Annotated in this window: 17 protein-coding genes and 3 pseudogenes; 9 read left to right on the top strand and 11 right to left on the bottom strand. The window is 55.1% G+C overall.

Translation table 11 applies throughout. The features are described 5' to 3' along the window. Positions 1 to 12: 12 nt before the first annotated feature. The 8 genes from EAH74_RS14945 to EAH74_RS14980 form a co-directional block, all read right to left on the bottom strand. Positions 13 to 363, bottom strand: a complete 351-nt coding sequence (locus EAH74_RS14945; protein ID WP_140679544.1) for a copper-binding protein — start codon at positions 361 to 363, stop codon at positions 13 to 15. Then, positions 360 to 3,518, bottom strand: coding sequence for an efflux RND transporter permease subunit (locus EAH74_RS14950; protein WP_140679546.1), 3,159 nt, complete (start codon positions 3,516 to 3,518; stop codon positions 360 to 362). The genes EAH74_RS14945 and EAH74_RS14950 overlap by 4 nt, the downstream gene beginning before the upstream one ends. Continuing rightward, entirely contained in the window at positions 3,515 to 4,999 is a 1,485-nt protein-coding gene (locus EAH74_RS14955; protein ID WP_140679548.1) for an efflux RND transporter periplasmic adaptor subunit, read from the bottom strand. The genes EAH74_RS14950 and EAH74_RS14955 overlap by 4 nt, the downstream gene beginning before the upstream one ends. After that, positions 4,996 to 6,252 (bottom strand): TolC family protein, encoded by a 1,257-nt coding sequence (locus tag EAH74_RS14960; RefSeq protein ID WP_140679550.1) that lies wholly within the window; start codon positions 6,250 to 6,252, stop codon positions 4,996 to 4,998. The genes EAH74_RS14955 and EAH74_RS14960 overlap by 4 nt, the downstream gene beginning before the upstream one ends. Positions 6,253 to 6,353: 101 nt before the next feature. Continuing rightward, a complete protein-coding gene (locus EAH74_RS14965; RefSeq protein ID WP_140679551.1) occupies positions 6,354 to 6,695 on the bottom strand; it encodes a hypothetical protein in 342 nt (113 codons plus the stop codon). A gap of 307 nt (positions 6,696 to 7,002) precedes the next feature. Continuing rightward, complete coding sequence (locus EAH74_RS14970) at positions 7,003 to 7,548, bottom strand: DUF4410 domain-containing protein (RefSeq protein ID WP_140679553.1); 546 nt, start codon at positions 7,546 to 7,548, stop codon at positions 7,003 to 7,005. Between the two features lie 37 nt (positions 7,549 to 7,585). Then, a complete protein-coding gene (locus EAH74_RS14975; RefSeq protein WP_033053546.1) occupies positions 7,586 to 7,801 on the bottom strand; it encodes a hypothetical protein in 216 nt (71 codons plus the stop codon). Between the two features lie 372 nt (positions 7,802 to 8,173). Beyond that, entirely contained in the window at positions 8,174 to 8,863 is a 690-nt protein-coding gene (locus tag EAH74_RS14980) for an SGNH/GDSL hydrolase family protein (protein ID WP_140679555.1), read from the bottom strand. Between the two features lie 115 nt (positions 8,864 to 8,978). Between EAH74_RS14980 and EAH74_RS14985 the strand changes: the two are divergent. Together EAH74_RS14985 and EAH74_RS14990 are read left to right on the top strand one after the other, a co-directional pair. Beyond that, positions 8,979 to 9,161 (top strand): annotated as a pseudogene (locus tag EAH74_RS14985) (hypothetical protein); the annotation flags it as partial. A gap of 221 nt (positions 9,162 to 9,382) precedes the next feature. Further along, positions 9,383 to 9,627, top strand: a pseudogene (locus EAH74_RS14990) (site-specific integrase); the annotation flags it as partial. A gap of 64 nt (positions 9,628 to 9,691) precedes the next feature. On the opposite strand, the gene EAH74_RS14995 reads toward EAH74_RS14990, so the two are convergent. After that, positions 9,692 to 10,618 carry a LysR family transcriptional regulator gene (locus EAH74_RS14995; protein WP_140679557.1) on the bottom strand — a complete coding sequence of 309 codons (927 nt, stop codon included), beginning with the start codon at positions 10,616 to 10,618 and terminating at the stop codon, positions 9,692 to 9,694. A 170-nt stretch (positions 10,619 to 10,788) separates the two neighbouring features. Between EAH74_RS14995 and EAH74_RS33210 the strand changes: the two genes are divergently transcribed. The 4 genes from EAH74_RS33210 (at position 10,789) to EAH74_RS15010 (ending at position 13,351) form a co-directional block, all read left to right on the top strand. Beyond that, entirely contained in the window at positions 10,789 to 11,145 is a 357-nt protein-coding gene (locus tag EAH74_RS33210) for an NADPH-dependent FMN reductase (RefSeq protein ID WP_275671798.1), read from the top strand. Between the two features lie 21 nt (positions 11,146 to 11,166). Then, positions 11,167 to 11,337: a hypothetical protein gene (locus EAH74_RS33215; RefSeq protein ID WP_205012913.1), complete on the top strand. Its 171-nt coding sequence runs from the start codon at positions 11,167 to 11,169 to the stop codon at positions 11,335 to 11,337. Continuing rightward, positions 11,334 to 12,173 (top strand): pirin family protein, encoded by an 840-nt coding sequence (locus EAH74_RS15005; protein WP_140679559.1) that lies wholly within the window; start codon positions 11,334 to 11,336, stop codon positions 12,171 to 12,173. Before EAH74_RS33215 ends, EAH74_RS15005 begins: the two co-directional genes overlap by 4 nt. An 89-nt stretch (positions 12,174 to 12,262) precedes the next feature. Next, positions 12,263 to 13,351 (top strand): alkene reductase, encoded by a 1,089-nt coding sequence (locus EAH74_RS15010; protein ID WP_140679561.1) that lies wholly within the window; start codon positions 12,263 to 12,265, stop codon positions 13,349 to 13,351. Between the two features lie 121 nt (positions 13,352 to 13,472). Here the strand turns inward: EAH74_RS15010 and EAH74_RS15015 are convergent, their stop codons facing one another. Further along, positions 13,473 to 14,336, bottom strand: a complete 864-nt coding sequence (locus EAH74_RS15015) for an aldo/keto reductase family oxidoreductase (protein ID WP_140679562.1) — start codon at positions 14,334 to 14,336, stop codon at positions 13,473 to 13,475. An 87-nt stretch (positions 14,337 to 14,423) separates the two neighbouring features. Here EAH74_RS15015 and EAH74_RS15020 point away from each other — a divergent pair. Then, positions 14,424 to 15,126 (top strand): annotated as a pseudogene (locus EAH74_RS15020) (LysR substrate-binding domain-containing protein). 900 nt (positions 15,127 to 16,026) lie between these two features. Here EAH74_RS15020 and EAH74_RS15030 read toward each other — a convergent pair. After that, entirely contained in the window at positions 16,027 to 16,740 is a 714-nt protein-coding gene (locus tag EAH74_RS15030) for a LuxR family transcriptional regulator (RefSeq protein ID WP_161600330.1), read from the bottom strand. Between the two features lie 181 nt (positions 16,741 to 16,921). Between EAH74_RS15030 and EAH74_RS33870 the strand changes: the two genes are divergently transcribed. Together EAH74_RS33870 and EAH74_RS15040 are read left to right on the top strand one after the other, a co-directional pair. Beyond that, positions 16,922 to 17,287 (top strand): DUF4902 domain-containing protein, encoded by a 366-nt coding sequence (locus EAH74_RS33870; RefSeq protein WP_140679565.1) that lies wholly within the window; start codon positions 16,922 to 16,924, stop codon positions 17,285 to 17,287. 84 nt (positions 17,288 to 17,371) lie between these two features. Beyond that, positions 17,372 to 17,989, top strand: a complete 618-nt coding sequence (locus EAH74_RS15040; protein WP_140679567.1) for an acyl-homoserine-lactone synthase — start codon at positions 17,372 to 17,374, stop codon at positions 17,987 to 17,989. The last annotated feature ends 32 nt before the right edge of the window (positions 17,990 to 18,021 follow it).

Below are 18,021 nucleotides of genomic sequence, written 5' to 3' on the forward strand. Positions count from 1 at the left end.
ACCACCGCTAATTCACTTTTTTATTGAAACAATCGTCGCTCTGCCGCCCTCTGCTCGAAATGAAAACGACACTCGGTCTCCAGCCGTCAGCCCTGTCAGCTGATCTTCCGTCACGGAAAAGGCCATGGTCATCGGCGGCCATTGCACAGCTGGAACAGCGCCGTGAGAGATGGTCACCGTATGCTTCGTCGTATCGATAGACTTGATCGTTCCGTCGGCGGTGGCGACTGGAGCCTGCGTTGTTTCCTGCTTCATCTGCATGCCCTCCATTCCGTCCATTTTCATGCCCGGCATATCCTCTGCTTGGGCCGAGAGAGACAGCGTGAATACGGTGCTGGCAACTGCAATCAGGGTCAGTTTCATACGACTTTTCCTTGAGGGTTGATGGGTTCAACTGAGAGGTGCCGGCGACGCATCAAGCGATAGGCCGCCGGAATAACAAATAGGGAAAGCAAGGGTGCCGTGACCATGCCGCCGACCATGGGTGCAGCAATTCGGCTCATCACCTCGCTGCCGGTCCCACTGCCCAGCAAGATGGGTAACAAGCCAGCAATGATGACGGCCACGGTCATGGCCTTGGGTCGAACACGCTGCACGGCGCCTTCACGAATCGCCGCAACCAGACCGCGCTCAGTGCTGTCGCCGAGGTCTTCACGTTCGGCCCAGGCGTTCTTCAGGTAGAGCAGCATGATCACGCCAAACTCGGCGGAAACGCCGGCCAAGGCGATAAAGCCGACCCCGGTGGCGACTGACAGGTTGAACCCCAACAGATAGAGGAACCATGCCCCGCCAGTAAGGGCGAATGGCAGAGTGGCCATGATCAGCAAGGCCTCATCGAAGCGGGCGAAGGTCAGGTAGAGCAACACGAAGATGATCAACAGCGTGGCAGGCACCACCAGCTTGAGTCGTGCGTTGGCCCTTTCGAGAAACTCGAACTGCCCTGAGTAACTCAGGCTCATGCCGGGCTGCAACTTGACCTGCTCATTGACGACCCGTCGTAGATCGGCGACCACAGACGCAATGTCCCTACCACGCACATCTATGTACACCCAACCTGAAGGTCGTGCGTTCTCGCTTTTGAGCATCGGCGGACCGTCCGTGACTTTGACCTTCGCCACTGTGCCGAGGGTGATCTGGCTACCTAGCGGGGTATAGATCGGCAATTGCTCCAAGGCACCGAGCGAGTCACGCCACTCCCGTGGGTAACGCACGTTGATCGGGAAGCGTGCGAGCCCTTCAATGGTCTCACCGACATTTTCACCGCCGATAGCGCCGGCCACGATGGACTGCACATCGGCGATGTTCAGTCCGTAGCGAGCGGCGGTTTTGCGGTCGATATCCACATCGATATAGCGGCCACCGGTCAGTCGCTCGGCCAGAGCCGAACTGACGCCGGGCACGCCCTTGGCCACTCGCTCGACGGCCTGAGTCGCTGCATCGATCTCCGATAGGTTGGTGCCGGCAACTTTCACTCCGATGGGACTCTTGATCCCCGTGGCAAGCATGTCGATACGGTTGCGAATCGGTGGTATCCAGATATTCGTCAGCCCAGGGACTCGTACCACTCGATCCAGTTCTTCCACTAACTTTTCCTGGGTCATGCCTGGACGCCATTGCTCGTGCGGCTTGAATTGGATGGTGGTTTCGAACATCTCCAGCGGTGCGGGGTCGGTGGCGGTTTCAGCGCGGCCGGCTTTACCAAAGACGTGTTCAACCTCTGGCACGGTCTTGATCAGGCGGTCAGTCTGCTGCAGCAGTTGTGCCGCTTTCTGCGCCGACAATCCCGGCAGAGCTGAAGGCATATAGAGCAGGTCGCCCTCGTCCAACGGGGGGAGAAACTCGCCACCCAAGCGAGACATTGGCCATAGCGCACTGACAAAAACCAATAGCGCCACCAGCAGCGTGATCTTTGGTCGACGCAAGACTGCGTCCAGGGCTGGCTGATAGATCCGAATCAACCACCGGCTCAACGGGTTCTGATGTTCACTGGGAATTCGTCCTCGAATCCAGTAGCCCATCAGCACTGGCACCAAGGTCACTGACAATCCCGCCGCTGCGGCCATGGCGTAGGTCTTGGTGAAAGCCAAAGGTCCGAACAGCCGTCCTTCCTGGGCTTCCAGCGTGAACACCGGAATGAACGACAGGGTGATGATCAACAAACAGAAGAACAGCGCGGGGCCTACCTCTGCCGCCGCTTCGGTCATTACATGCCAATGACGTTCACCCTTCAGTTCTTCCCCCGGATTGGCCCCGTGCCAAGCCTCAATCTTCTTGTGGGCGTTCTCGATCATCACCACGGCGGCATCGACCATGGCGCCGATGGCGATGGCTATCCCGCCCAAGGACATGATGTTGGCGTTGATGCCCTGGTAGCGCATGACGATGAAGGCAATCAACACACCAACAGGCAAGGAGATGATCGCCACCAGAGATGAGCGCAGGTGCCAGAGGAAGATCCCGCACACCAACGCGACGACGATGAACTCTTCGATTAGCTTGTGGCTGAGATTTTCCACAGCGCGGTCGATCAGCTTGCTGCGGTCGTAGGTGGTGACGATTTCCACCCCGGCCGGCAGGCTGCTTTTCAGTTCGTCGAGTTTGGTCTTGACTGCCGCAATGGTCTCGCGAGCATTCTTGCCACTGCGCAAAATCACCACGCCGCCGACGGTCTCGCCTTCGCCGTCGAGTTCAGTAATGCCACGCCGCATTTCCGGTCCCAACTGAATCGTGGCGACATCGCCAAGGGTCACCGGCACTCCTCCCGAAGCCAGCTTTAAGGGGATCGCCCGAAAGTCATTAAGTGTCTTCAAGTATCCGGAAGCACGCACGATGAACTCGGTCTCTGCCATCTCCAGCACCGCGCCACCAGTTTCCTGATTTGCCTTGCCGATAGCTTCGGTCACCTCAGCCTGAGTAATACCGAGACTGGCCAGTTTGAGCGGATCAAGCTGCACCTGGTACTGCTTGACCATGCCTCCCACGGTGGCCACTTCCGCAACGCTGGGCAGGGTCTTGAGTTCGAACTTGAGGAACCAGTCCTGAAGTGCGCGTAGCTGCGCCAGGTCGTGTCCTCCACTGCGATCCACCAGTGCGTACTGATAGATCCAGCCCACGCCCGTCGCATCCGGTCCCAACGCCGGCTTGGCGCTGGCCGGCAACCGACTTTGTATTTGGCTCAGATACTCCAACACCCGCGAGCGAGCCCAGTACAAGTCAGTGCCGTCTTCGAACAGCACGTAAACGAAGCTGTCACCGAAGAAGGAATAACCACGTACAGTCTTGGCTCCCGGTACTGAGAGCATGGTGGTGGCCAACGGATAGGTCACCTGGTTCTCGACAATCTGCGGCGCTTGTCCCGGAAAAGGGGTGCGGATGATCACCTGAACATCCGAGAGATCTGGCAGCGCATCGATGGGCGTGCTCTGCACCGACCAAATGCCCCAAGCCGTGACAAACAGCGTCGCCAGTAGCACCAGGAATCGGTTGGCCACTGACCAACGAATCAGGGCAGCGATCATGGCTGACTCCCCGATTTATCCAGACGCTCGACACGCAAACCATCATCGGTCTGGCTAACCGCAATCCGAACCTTATCGCCCGTTTTGAGGCCCTGCATCAGCGCCGGACTAGCGAGTGGGAACGTCATCGTCATACCAGGCATGCCCAGCGTCTTGAAGGGACCATGGGCAAGCGTGACTTCTTTATCGTTGATCTCAACGATCTGCCCATCCGCTTCATGAAAGCTGGAGGCTGCTGCGCTGGGCGGTGACTCTTCCTCCGAGCTTGCAACAATGCCCTTTAGACTGGCCTCCGAGTCGAGCAAGAACTGGCCAGAGGTAACCACCCTCTGGCCTTCTTCCAGACCTTTCAATATCGCCGTCTTGCCATCGCTTTCCTGCCCAAGTTGCACCTCCACGGGACGGTAGCGGCCCGCGTCTTCGGCGAGCATCACCAAGGCACGTCGGCCAGTGCGAATGACGGCTTCGCTCGGCACCCACAACACCCTTTGCCCGGTCAAACGATTCAGGCGTACCTGCGCCGTCAAACCCGGTCTGAGGCGTCCGTCCGGATTGGGTAGTTCCACCCGCACGCGAAGCGTGCGACTGTCCGGACTGGTCTCGGGCAAAATTGCGCTGACCTTGCCGTTGAGCATTGTCCCTGGGAAGGCTGGCAGGCGCGCTTCGACCGGCTGCCCCACGGAGATCGATCCGGCATCCAATTCTGGAACGGCCACGGCCAGCCAGACACTGCTCAAGCCATTGACGCGTGCCAAAGTATCGCCAGTCGCCACGGTCATTCCCGCACGTACATTCAATTCTTGCAGCACACCGGCAATGGGGCTGGTCAGCGTCAGGTAGGGTTGAACCTTACCGCCACGCTCTACCTCAGTAATCAGTGTTGCCGGCATCCCTGTGAGTCGTAGTCGCTGGCGGGCCGCAGCCAACAGGACAGCATCCCCGTTGCGTTTCAGCGCAAGGAACTCTGTCTGGGCAGCGGCCCATTCCGGCACCAGGATATCCGCCAACGCCGCGTTGGCTTTGAGTACATCGCCGGGAGCATGGGCATAGACCCGCTCCACAAAGCCAGGGGTGCGTGCCTGAATCACAGCGACATCACGTTCGTTGAACGTCAAGGCACCTGTCACGTCGAGGCTCGAATCAAAGATCCCACGAGTGACAGTCGCAAAACGCAGACCGAGATTCTGGGTCAGACCTGGGTCGATACTGACTGTCGCCCGATCCCCTTTCCCACTGGCGTACTGAGCAACCAGTTGCATGTCCATAAAGGGAGATTTCCCCGGCTTATCGAACTTTTGCTGTGGGTACATGGGGTCGTACCAATACAGAGCCTTGCGTTCATCCGTTGGATTGAGGCTCTGTTCCGGGGCGGTAGCTGGTACTCCGCTCATGCGCTGGTGAGCGAACCAGTAGCCACCGGTAACACCCAATGCCATCGAGATACCTACCAGCAATGCCCCGTTCCATTTTTTAAGAATCATTGGCTGGACTCCCCATAAGCAAAATACAGACGCGCACTGGTCAGCGCTCGCTGCTCTTCCACGTCGATCTGTTTGAGACGGGCCTCGATGAGTTCACGTCGGGCGGCAACAACGGCGTTCAAATCGCCTTTGCCGGAACGATAACTGGCCATGCTGAGTTCGACCTTTTCCTTGGCCAGCGGCAACAGACTTTCCTGGTTTCGGCTCACGGCACGATTCAGGCGTTCATAGTCAGCCAGTTCGTTTTCCAGTTGCTGAGTGTGCTCGCGTGACAGGGCTTCGCGCTCGGCCTCAAGCTGGCTGAGTTCAGCCTGTTTGGCTGCGATTTTGGGGTTTTGGCGAGCGTCAGGAAACAGCGGTAGATCCCAGGAAAATTGCACGCTGACCATATCGCCAAACTCACGGCCACGGTGCTGGTAATCCAGTTCCCAGCTCCAGTCTGACTGCTTCTCCGACACGGCTTCACGAACCTTGGCTTGCGCTTCGCGGGTCATCGGCGCAAACGCTGCTAACTCGGGATGATGTTGCAGCTTATGGGAGTAGCTTGAGGTATCGACGGGCCATTCAGGCAAACTGCCCACAGGCTTGTCGTTGGCGGCGGAGCCAATCCAGCGTTTGAGGGCCGCTCGGGCCTGTGCTCTCTGGAGAATCAGATCGTCCTGTTGCTCCGCCAGTTGAGCTGCTTCCTGCTTGGGTGTCACCGCATCGGCGGGTTGAGCGCGGCCACCGGCAATCTGGGCCCGGACGGTATCGCTCAGCAGGCGGTTTTCTTTGTAGAAGTCCTGGAACAGCACATCTTTGCGCTCAACCGAGTAGCTGCTGATCCAGGCCAACGCCGTGGACTGGCGTACCTTCAGACGTTCGACTCGACGCTCCGCAGCGGCGCGATCAACAGCTGCATCGGCAACTTCAATGCGCGCTTTGCGTTTGTCGCTGTTGGGCATTTCTTGCCTGACCCCGACCATTTGCATGGTCATGAAGTCCTGGTCGATGCTCCAGCGATCCGGACCGCCAATGGGGTAGTTCTGCACACCCAGCAGCAGCTTGGGGTCAGGCAGCTCACCGGCTGGGATGGCTGCACTGCTGGCAGCCTGAATTTTGGCGTCTTGTGCGGTCAGCGACGGCGCATTGTTTTCGGCCAGCCGCAACGCTTCATCGAGTGTCAATGCGGCAGCGAAGCTCGGCAATGCCAGTACGCTTGCCGCCAGACCGGCCACGAGGGACCAGCCTGTGCAATAGCACTTGGAGTTCATGTTTACGATTCCTGTGATCATCCACTGCACGCGTCAAAAAAGACATGCGCGCAGCTAGTCCATCCCGCTAATGCGGAATGAGGCTCAATGTGGGACAGGAATCAAACGCGAGGCGGTCGCCATACCCCGGACGGGGTCTGTACGGGTAGGGAATTGCTGAAGAAGGAAATCACTACGGGGCTGAATACGGTTACAGGAGGCTTGAAGATCGAGACTTGCAGCATGCCGCCTGTCTTGCATTCCTGGCCCGGCTTACAAGGTTTGCCGTGCTCGGAAGGGCTTTTCATATCGTTGCAGCAGTCCATCCCCATGTCATCCATCATCGCCATGCCCATCGTCTTCATTGGGCAAGGTTCTGTCGGTGCCTGAACGCCCGCCATCCCGCTGAGGGGAAGCGCCAGGCTAATCATGAAGATGATGCAAAACCGCAGATAGCGTTTCATGGGCTGGAGTGTAGTCTTTGAAAACAGCGGTTACCATTCGAAAAATGTCTTGGCTATCTACTGAAAGACGCTGAAGAAGCGTGATCTCACCATCGCTTGATTAAGCCAGCGTTACGGATAAAAACCGGAACTCTACAAGCACCGAGCGCCGATTTTTCCGCCAAACAAGTGCCGGTATTGCGCGGATATAGATCAGCTCACCCACCAAATCAACCAATGTCTGGGTGATCACCGGCGCCGCAGCAAGCCCTCGAATCTCTTCATCAACCCTCGATTAAGATCGCCTACAGATCTCCGCCACGCCAGGTTACTTAGCCTTTGCGCTCTTGATGTCGCTTATGATTTGCTGCGCAATAGCCTCTACCTGCTCTTGAGTCATAGCTGACATAACCCCCTCCCAAGCAGATGAAGAGGTGTCATATGTCCGGGTCCCGATCAAGCGTCCAGACTTCAGATCCGAGTAATCTGCACTTGAGTTAATCCAAGCGTTGCCGACCATCACGCCAGCGGCATAGCGCGCACCAGGTGTCAGATATCGGAAATTCGTAACGTTGATCTTGATGCCCACACCCTCTTTCTCTGCGGGGTTCGCTACATGCGACTCAGTGAGGCGGTATCCAGCGCGGTCAGCTTCATTTTTCAGGGCCTCATTCCATTCTTGCCTCAAGCGAATCCAGTCATCGTTCTGCCGGACCTTGCCGTTCCCCTGAATATTCACCACCAAGTTCTTCTTAGCGGACTCTTCAATCGTCAGTGCTTCAGTGCCACCGCTTTTTACGGAGGCCGCACAGCCGCTCAGCAGAGAAACGGCAACGGCGCATGAAAGGGAGATAAAAAACTTGGTGTTTTTCATTAGATGTCCATATCCAAAAAGGAGTGCATGGCAGTCCTCAATGAAGAGTCACAACCCTGCGGCTTTCACCAATCCTGATCCGGTCCAGTGCCCTGTTTAGAGAATCCAGGGCATCAAGGAGGGCTTTCGCCTCGATCTCTCGACCATCTCCCCAAAGGCGTTCAGCCATTCTGTTCAGGGCTTGGATCGCGTGCTCAATTTCATTAGCAGTAGCCGTCGCTGCTACTTTACTTTCCGGCTTTTTCTTCGGCATTCAGTAACCCTTCTGCAGGGCATTGCTCTGTCTTTCAATTGTTAGCGCGAATACATCGCCCATCGGAACAAGTGCTGCTCTGAGGCTCGGTGAAGCTGTTGCCGTCGTCCGAGCCCAGGAATAGGCGCGCCCTTCTCGCCCATACATCTTGCTAACAACGCGAAATTTATCACCATTGAATCGCCACTACGAGCAGCTACGAGTGGTTTTCATGCTCTCTGGAATTAGCAAATATCAATTCAGCAATTTGTACTACTGAGTGATGCGCATCGTCATCCAGTGTGCTCTGGCAATACGGGTCACACTGCTGCTTTTCTCCAGGTTTCCAGGCGAAAAAAAAACGCCGAAGCGGGTTTTTCATCCATGTTCAGGTCAATTTGGCGAGGCACCACTCAAATTTTCAATCAATGACGGGGTCACCACTGCGCGATATCCATCAGCATTTGGGTGCAATCCATCCGCAACATACTGATTAAACAGGTCGGGATTTGATTTCAAGACCGCCTCCCACCTTGGATAATTGTCGATCAGACGAAGTCCCCTGGCTTTTGCGACATCCCGGTACATCTGGAAGTAATCCCTTAACTTCGGTCTCTGCACTCCAGAGCCTCCAATCACTGGATTCGTCACCATTAAAATGATCTCCGTCGATGACTTGGCAGCCTTGAGCCGGTCAATCATTAGCTCGAGGTTTTTCCGCGCTTGTTCGACAGTGGTTTTGTTGGGAAGGAAAGCGTCGTTGATCGCAAATTCGATAAACACCGTGTCCGGGCTTTTGGAGATAACTCGACTTTCGAGATTCTCAACCCCCCATCCCGACCACATCGAACCCTTGCCACTATTTATAACCGTGGCACGTCCAGGGTAACGCTGATTCAGATCATCCCCAAGCTGCTGCACCCAGGCGCCAAAGGCCGTCAAGCTCGTACCATAAGCTACGACGGTCTGCGCCTTGCCAGCATCAAGGTTTGAATAGAGAACGCTTTCCTGAACAGCAAAGCTGGCCGTGCTTAACGAAAGTAACATTCCAGCAAACAGAGCCTTGGCCCACAAACCATTCATTCGACTGTCCCGATCTTTTCACAGGTGGCAAGGATGAACCTGTGAGCTTGAGGCGTCCACCGGTGGCATTGGGCCCTCACCCCGTAAGGTGTGGGCGAGATTGTCTCGGTCATTGTCCGGAAAGGATGGGCAGAAAATTGGCGGACATGCGAACGAAGGCATGGCCAAAAACTACCAGCGGGACCACGAAGAAATCGTCTGGTCCGAAGCAATTTCTGACCTGAATATCAGCGAAATCACCGGGGTAGTTTTGCGCAGGCCTGAAACGAGAAAGGGGATCAAGCCGTTAACTGCTTGATCCCCTTGCGAAATATGGTCGGGACGGTGTGATTCGAACACTCGCCCCTTAGCACCCCATCGCCTTTTTTCATACTTCTTGAAAGCTTCCAAAATTTTACTCTGGATTTTTCCAAGCCAGTATTTGCTTGAGCTCCAGCGGCGTTCTGCTCTACGAAAGTCCAGGAACGTCCATCAAGAGCCGACGTTTTTGTGGGGGGAAAAGTAGGGGAAACCCATTTCATGGCCAAAATCACCATCACAGAACTTGAGTCGCTGACTGCCAACGATGCCGGTCGGTTCCTCAGGGAGGATGGCAATTTGGCCGGTCGAATCTCGTCCGTAAGGGCGGTGTTTTTCGGTCAGCTTTTTCTATCGGCGGAACGACCAGAACAAAGAGTACTCCTGCGGGTCCTGGCCGCGCAAAATCCCTGACGAACATCCGCAAGGCACGCAACCAGGCCCACGCGTTTAATACAGATGACGTGACTAAATAGTGGAGGAAATTACTACCCGTCCCGCTGTATGAAAGTCATAAGCCCAAATACCGTGTCAAACCTGCTCAGGTAAAACCCTTGCTGGGAATGCTTCCACTTTTAGCTTCTCCATCACCAGTCCAATAAAGGCTGATACCGCCAACGGCAAATGTTGCCGGCTGGGATAAAGCACATGCAGGCCGTATCCAGTGCGATGGTAATGCGGTAGCACAGGCACAAGGCGGCCAGCCTGAAGATCGAAATTAACTATTGTGGGCGGCAGCAACGCAATGCCCAAGCCAGCCACCGTGGCCTTACGCAATGCCTGAGCCGTGTTTCCATTGAAACGGCTGGTAATCTGCACGTCTTCCTCAACACCGTTTGGCCCATTAAGACGCCACGTGGTGACGCCGCTAGGATGACCGAAACTCACACAGTCGTGATTGACCAGATCCTCTAGCGTAGCGGGCACACCTCGGTTATTGAGGTACTTGGGGCTGGCGACCAAACCTTCATTGCCTGCTCCAATGAGTTGGCGACCGACGTATCCCGAATCCTGCAAAGTGCCTCCTCGAAACGCGATGTCGATCCGATCAGCGATCAAATCGGCACGTGCATCACTTAGCACGAAGTCAAGCTGAACCCGTGGATGCAAGGCGAGAAAATCGGCCACCCATTCCATAGGGAAGAAGTCGAAGAAATCAGCCATCGCCGCAATGCGCACGATGCCACTCGGCTCCTGGTTTCCTGTCATTAATTGCTGTCCGGCATCGATCAGGCCTTCTACCGCGCCAGAGCACCGGTCATGAAAAGCCTGACCTGAATGGGTAAGTGTGAGCTTGCGCGTGGAGCGCTGCAGCAGCCGTGTGCCGAGCTGCGCCTCGAGTTGTTGAACGCGTCTGCTTAAGGTGTTGGGCGGCATTCCAAGCTGCCGCGCCGCTTCGGCAAAGCTGCCGTTGCGTACCACTTGTACAAACAAGGCGATGTCATTCAGGTCAATCATCTTATCGCCACCACTTCGTTAAATGGATTAGTTCAATCCAATTATGCCATCTAATAAAGCAATCCGAAGACGCATATCCTTCAGGCATTGCTGCATTTGACCTTCAGTCTGCCGGAACAACCTATGACCTCACCTCACCTCACCTCACCTCACCTCTCCCTCCCATCGGCATCGTCGTCGGTTCGGCCCGTGAAGCTCGCTTCGATGAAAAACACAAGCTCTGGATCCACGAGATAGCAAAACAGCGCAAGGATCTCGCCATCGAATTGATCGATCTGTGCGATCACTCGCTGCCCTTCTTCGACGATCCGCAATCGGCGTCCTCAGCAGACCAAAGCCGTGCGGGACAACGGCGGGCCGACAGGCTCGCACCGATCGACGGCCTGATCGTGGTCACACCGGAGTACGACCAGGGTACACGCGCCGAGCTGAAAATAGCCTTCGACATTGCCGGCCAGGAGCTCGGCAGTAAACCGATCGGTTTCGGGGGTAATGGCGGTACTGGTCGCGCCATCGAACAACTGTAGCTGGTGACCATTGAGTTGCAGATGGCCCCGGTACGCAATGCCGGGCATATCGGCATCGCTGAATTCATCGGCATCTGGCAACAGGGAAAGAACTTCAACGATTACCCGCATCTGGCCCAGGCAGCCAAAGCGCTGCTCGATGACATTGTCTGGTGGGCCCAGGCGCTCAAAACCCCGAGAGAAAACATATGACCGCCACCGTCGCTGTTCTGCAACGCGCCATTGTCCTTCGCACTAAAGGCAGCACCCATGGCCCTATAACGCGGCTTATGAGCCCGGGCGATCTGGGCGAGCTTTTGAAGCCTTTCATTTTCCTTGATATTTTCAGTTTGAACGCCAGTCGCGGTAAGTCCAATTTCGGCATGCACCCGCACTCAGGGATCGCGACGGTTACCTTCATGACCAAAGGCGACGTCGCCTATGAAGACACCACTGGCGCGGCAGGTGTATTGCTTGCCGGTGGTGTTGAGTGGATGCGCGCCGGCAACGGGGTTTGGCACGATGCTACGCTAGCCAACGAGTCCTCAATGCAGGGATTCCAGCTCTGGGTGGCACTACCGCCGTCGGCGGAAAACGCCCCCGCGCTGAGCGTCTATCTTGCGCCCTCCCAAGTTCCGCAATCAGGCCCGGCGCGCGTGCTCCTGGGCCGCTACGGTAATGCGCAGAGCCTGATTGAAGCGCCGAGTGACATGAACTATCTCGCCGTGAATTTGAAAGACGGCGAGCGCTGGCGGTATACCCCGCCGTCCGGACACACCGTGGCCTGGCTCGCGGTTGATGCAGGACGGCTGGACACAGGGGGCCTGATTAATGCCGGCGAACTCGCCGTATTTGAGGAGTCCGAGCAATACATCGATTTCGTGGCTCAAGGCGAATGCTCATTCGTACTGGGCTCAGCAGTGAAGCATCCGTACGAACTGGTGACGGGCTACTACTCGGTACACACGAGCAGGGCAGCTCTGGCACAGGGCGAAACTGAGATACAGCGTATCGGCGAACGCCTGCGGCAGGAGGGACGACTGAGCTAGCCCCTGAGGCGCGCCTTCAGTCGATACGACTCCCCGCTAAACATCCCACCAATCCCGAATTATTAATCCTCAACCTACTGAGATACATCATGACCACGAGCAATCTCGACCTGCTTTTGTCCCCTGCACAAATCGGCTCCCTCCCTCTGAAAAACCACATGGTCATGGCGCCTTTGACGCGAAGCCGCGCCGGTGAAGGTGATGCTCCGACGCCCACCGTGGTTGAGTATTACCGGCAACGTGCCGGTGCCGGCCTCATCATCACCGAGGGTTCTCAGGTCTCGGCACAAGGCAAAGGCTATATGAGAACGCCGGGAATCTTCACCTCCGAACAAATCGCGGGCTGGAAACAAGTGACCGACGCTGTTCATGCAGAAGGTGGACGGATATTCCTGCAACTCTGGCATGTCGGACGGCTCTCACATCCATTGGTGCAGATCAACAGCGCCCTGCCAGTAGCACCTTCAGCGATCAAGGCTGATGGCGAGATTTACACTTCTGAGGGACTCAAGTCTTACGAAATCCCAAGGGCTCTGGATCTCGATGAGATTCCTGACGTGATCGCTGATTTTCGCCAAGGTGCTGAAAACGCAAAACGTGCTGGATTCGACGGCGTTGAAATCCATTGTGCAAACGGTTATTTGATCGACCAGTTCCTGCGCGATGGCACCAATACCCGAACCGATACCTACGGCGGATCTGTAGAGAATCGCGCTCGATTTCTCAAGGAGGTAGTCGAGTCCGTCATCGAGGTCTTCGGGGCCAGCCGCGTAGGCGTTCGCCTGTCACCAATATTCAATTATTTCTCCATGAGCGACAGCGATCCCCAAGCAACTTTCAACTACGCGGCGAAGATGCTCAGTCGCTATGGGTTAGCCTACCTTCACGTGGTTGAACTCGGTGCAGGGCCATTCGATTTCAGGGAATTAAAGCGTCGTTTCGGTGGCACCTACATCGCCAATGGTGGCTATGACGCAGAGCGAGCCGCAACGGCGCTCAGCTTAGGCGATGCTGATCTGGTGTCGTTTGGCACTGGGTTCCTGGCCAACCCGGATTTGGTGGAGCGATTCAAACACGGCGAGTCCTTGAACGAAGCAGACCCAACGACGTTCTACCAAGGTGAGGAACGCGGTTACACGGACTATCCGACCATGGCGCAATCCCGATCGACACTATGAGCAAAATACTGGATTAGACATCAGTCAGCGTTATGTCTCACGGCGATCGCGAGCCATTCGCTGGCGCTTACAGGGCTGTTTGGTAAAAGCTCCAACTAATCAGCCCTGGACGCTCCGTCCGCTATCCCAGCGCCTCCAGCTCGGCCAGCATTTCAGGCGCGATGACCAATTCACTCGCGGTGAGATTCTCTCGAAAGTGTGCCACCGAGGAAGTACCAGGAATCAACAAGATATTAGGAGCACGTTGCAGCAGCCACGCCAGCGCCACGCACAGAGGTGAAGCTCCAATGCGCGTCGCTACGTTCGAGAGTACTTGCGACTGCAACGGCGTGAAACCACCTAGAGGAAAGAACGGCACATAAGCAATGCCTTGCTGACCCAACGCAGAAATAAGTGTCTCGTCTTCACGATGAGACAGATTGTAGTGATTCTGCACGCAGACGATGTCAGCGATCCCCTGCGCTTGCTTGACCTGCGATGGCGTGACATTGCTTACGCCCAAGTGGCGAATGAGCCCCTGGCGTTGTAATTCTACAAGTGCGGTAAATGATTCCTCGATGGACCCCTCGGCGGGCGATTGCTGGTTGCCCATTGCCCTAAGGTTCACCACATCCAGTACGTCCACACCAAGATTGCGCAGGTTGTCATGCACGGCCTGGGTCAATTCGGCGGGGCTCTGCGCTGGATTCCAAGAGCCATCAGAACCGCGGAGTGCGCCGACCTTTGTCACGATCACCAGGTTTTCAGCGTAAGGGTGTAAAGCTTCACGGATCAGTTGGTTGGTCACGTGAGGGCCGTAAAAATCTGCGGTATCAATGTGGTTTACACCCGACGCCAGCGCTTCACGCAGCACGGCAATGGCCGCTTTCGGATCCTTGGGAGGGCCAAAAACGTTAGGTCCCGCCAATTGCATCGCACCGTAGCCCATACGATTTACCGCCCGGTCGCCCAATAAGAACGAACCTGCTTTGGCCACTTTGCTCATTTTGTCTACCTCAATCAGAGTATGTGTGGCGCACTATGCATTGACCACTTCATTGGTAATAGGGTGCAATCGGCACAGGTTGTACGGCTGAGAGAACAATGCAAACAAGACTTGCTGGCCTTTGTAGCGGTGGTCAACGCAGGAGGTTTCCGTCCTGCGGTAAATCCGCTTCAAGCCTCAGTGACGCCGTGCGACGCCTGGAAGCCAGGCTAGGTGTGAGACTGCCCCTTTCCTGCGAACCTATCCCGACATCAGCCTGGAAGTGACGATCGAGGAGAGCTTCGTCGACATGCTTGCGGCAGGTTGTGACGCGGGTATTCGTTACGATGAACGCCTTGAGCAGGACATGATTGCAGTCCCCATCGGCCCACGATTTCAACGCTTCGCGACGGCCGCATCACCGGCTTATCTCGATGCCAGAGGTCGACCAGAGCACCCACGAGATCTGTTGAAACACGCATGCCTGCGGGGCAGATTTCCCAGTGGCGCGATGCCGCTCTGGGAGTACGAACGTCATGGCGAAACCGTTAGCGTGGACCCGACTGGGCCGTTGATTGTCAGGGTGGGAGGCGCCGTGGACCTGACTGTTCAGGCTGCGATTGATGGACTGGGTATCGTCTACCTGTTTGAGGACTGGCTTCAGCCCTATCTAGACAGTGGGGCACTTGAACCGGTGCTTGAACCATGGTGGCAGAGCTTTACCGGGCCGTTTCTCTATTACCCTGGTAGACGCTATCTGCCCTCGCCTCTGAGGGCATTTATAGACTTTATCAATGCCCAGCGAACGTAGTTCATCAATAACCATTCGACGAATGTTAAACGCGGAAATGCCTTGAGTCTGAGGTTATTCATCACCGGCTCAATGAACGCCGAAACCGCCATAGGCAATGTCGCCGACTCAAATAAAGCAGGTGCTGGCCTCTATTGGTGCGCTGATAGTGCGACAGAACACCAACCAGCTCATTGATATCCGCTGAGATTCCAGCCAGAGCCAGTGGTTTTGTGGGGGTAAAAACACCTAAAAATAAAAAGGGGTCGCGAGATAAAATCTCGCAACCCCTTCAATTATATGGTGGGGACGGAGTGATTCGAACACTCTACCCCTAGCACCCCATAAAGGTGATTTTCCGTCCAGTGGCATCCCACAAAATGCTAGACACTCTCATATACCTTTGTAAACACTAGACATTATTCTAACCGATGTCCATTAGCATCCGATATCATCCGTCTAAAGCTCATCTCAATTCACTACCAAGGATTATTACCGTGGCCAATATCACAGATAAGGCGATGAAGGCGAAGCCTGGCCACACTCATAAATGGATGAGTGAGGTAGCAATTTGGGGCCATGGGTCGCTTCTGGCTCGAATCACCCCAGCCGGCGACCGGCTTTTCTATTTCCAATACACCAACGACGCAGGCAAGCGATACGCCCTGCCGATCGGAACCTATGGACCTGGAGACGATGCCGCGACCATGACGCTGTCGGACACTATAACAACCCCTTCGAGACCAACTGCGACGCGTGCTCTTCCAGCTTTCCAGCGTTCTGGAAAGCGCTGAGTAACGCCAACAATTTGCAAATCAGCGCAGCAGGTAAACCGTTAAATTGCCCACCAAAAATATCAAAAAAGGTACTGCTTGCCCTCGACCATAAACGTCGTCGCATGTAGCCCCCCAGAGACACACATCAAATCAGCATCCCAAGGATATAAGCCTTGACTGCCGCCTCCGTCTTGTTCGCCGCCTTCAATTTACGCATCGTATTAACCAAATGAAACTTAACGGTACGAACGTCTATAGACAAAATATACCCAATTTCAACATAAGTTTTCCCAACAGCTGTCCACTTCAGTACTTCTCGCTCACGCGGCGTGAGTTCTTGAGAAGATTCAGGCACCACTTTAGGTGCGATAAGATTAGCCATTGAAGAGTGCACAGTCATTGCAACCCAGATCATCTTGGCTTCATTAACCAGCATTTCCTTCTCGGTAATAATATCTTCCGAGCGCATCAAAGACAGCAAGCCGACCGCTCCAAATTTCCCATGCACAGGCATGCACCAGCCGTTACGCAACCCAGCCTGTTGCGCCTCTTCCCAGAAATCAGGTCTGCCAATAGGATCTGTAACCGACCATGTTAACGGGGCAGTATGCCTTAACCCATGCTGAACAGTAGGGTCGATCGCAAAGTAGTTCTTACTGACGTATTTCTGCTCCCAATTTTTCGGAAAATTCGATAACAAGAAAAAACCAGGATCTGTCACTGGAATGGGAATACGCATCCCATAGGAACAATTTTCAAAACCCAGTTCAACTGCCACTTTTTTCAATCCTTCAAACAGCACAATCTCCGAAGTCGATTCCGCACACAGATTGAAAATGCCTTCACGAAAATCATCCAATATTTTCATCCTGTTACATATTCACACGGTAGTAGCATTCCGAATTCGGTACACATTGCGTAGGCTTTTCCAGTATCGCTGCCCCCAAGCACTGAAAAATCTTGATGGCTCATCGAATAGCTCTCACCCTTATGAGTCACAGGATCATTTCGCAACCTATTGATATCAGTTGAGAACGACTATGTTGGCTCCAGACGGATACATCCGCATGACCTTTACCGATTTCTGCACCTTGTCACTGAAGCAGAATCTTGCCTGGCCTGACACCGCCCTGCTGGAAGAGCTTCGAGATCTGGGCGTTTGTGTCGAGTCAGCCGGATACTGTGAATGGGCTGGCGAACGCACCATACCACGGGTCAGCCTGGGGTGGGCGTGGGTACGGCACTCACATGCCCAACCCCCTGTATTGGCCCCGGGGGGCATTAGCTCCAACGTGATGCTTCGCAACCCCTACGGCTACGACCTGGGCGCCAAACTGACTGAAGAATTATTAGCTTCCTGGCTCCAAAGCCAACCATGGCAAGGCGGTGTCCCTCACACCTGCTGACCGGCCCCTGCCCAAAAGGGCAGCTTAAAATAATCCACCTCTCGTGACTAACTATGGATCCAATTTAAGCAGTGCGAGAGCAGCATGCTACAGACCGTAACAGGCACATCCGCAGAGCTAGGCTCCCGCCTAGGGATGGCACTAGCCTCCTATCGACATAAGATATTTCTTGAAAAATTAGGCTGGCCTCTCCCCTCAAAAAATGGAGAAGAGGCCGACGAGTTTGATCGAACCGATACAGTGTATGTTGTTGCAAAAGATCAATACGGCGATATTTGCGGGTGCGCCAGACTACTACCTACGACACACCCGTACTTGCTCAGTGAAATTTTTCCGGAGCTCATGGGTGACATCCCTCTTCCAAACTCCGCTGACACCTGGGAGCTCTCTCGTTTTTCCGCAACACCGCTTAACGAACCGAACAGCAACACGCTCCAATCCTGGAGAAACACCTGCACCCTGGTGGCAGAAACTGTCTCGGCGGCCATCCGGCTCGGTGCAACTCGTTTAATCGCCTTCTCTGCAGTGGGCAACGAACGCCTCTTGCGGCGCATGGGTGTCAATGTTCACCGGGTGTCGGCGCCGCAACTGATCGATGGAAAACCAGTACTCGCGTTTTGGATTGAAATTGATGAGCACACGAAAAACGCACTCAATATAACTTCCCAGCCCCCCTCGCGTCCGCTTAAAACAAATTCATAGTTTTTTTTCACTGAAAGTACGCATCTCGTTCA

It is taken from the genome of Pseudomonas mandelii (genome assembly GCF_006438925.1).
Taxonomy (GTDB): domain Bacteria; phylum Pseudomonadota; class Gammaproteobacteria; order Pseudomonadales; family Pseudomonadaceae; genus Aquipseudomonas; species Aquipseudomonas mandelii_C.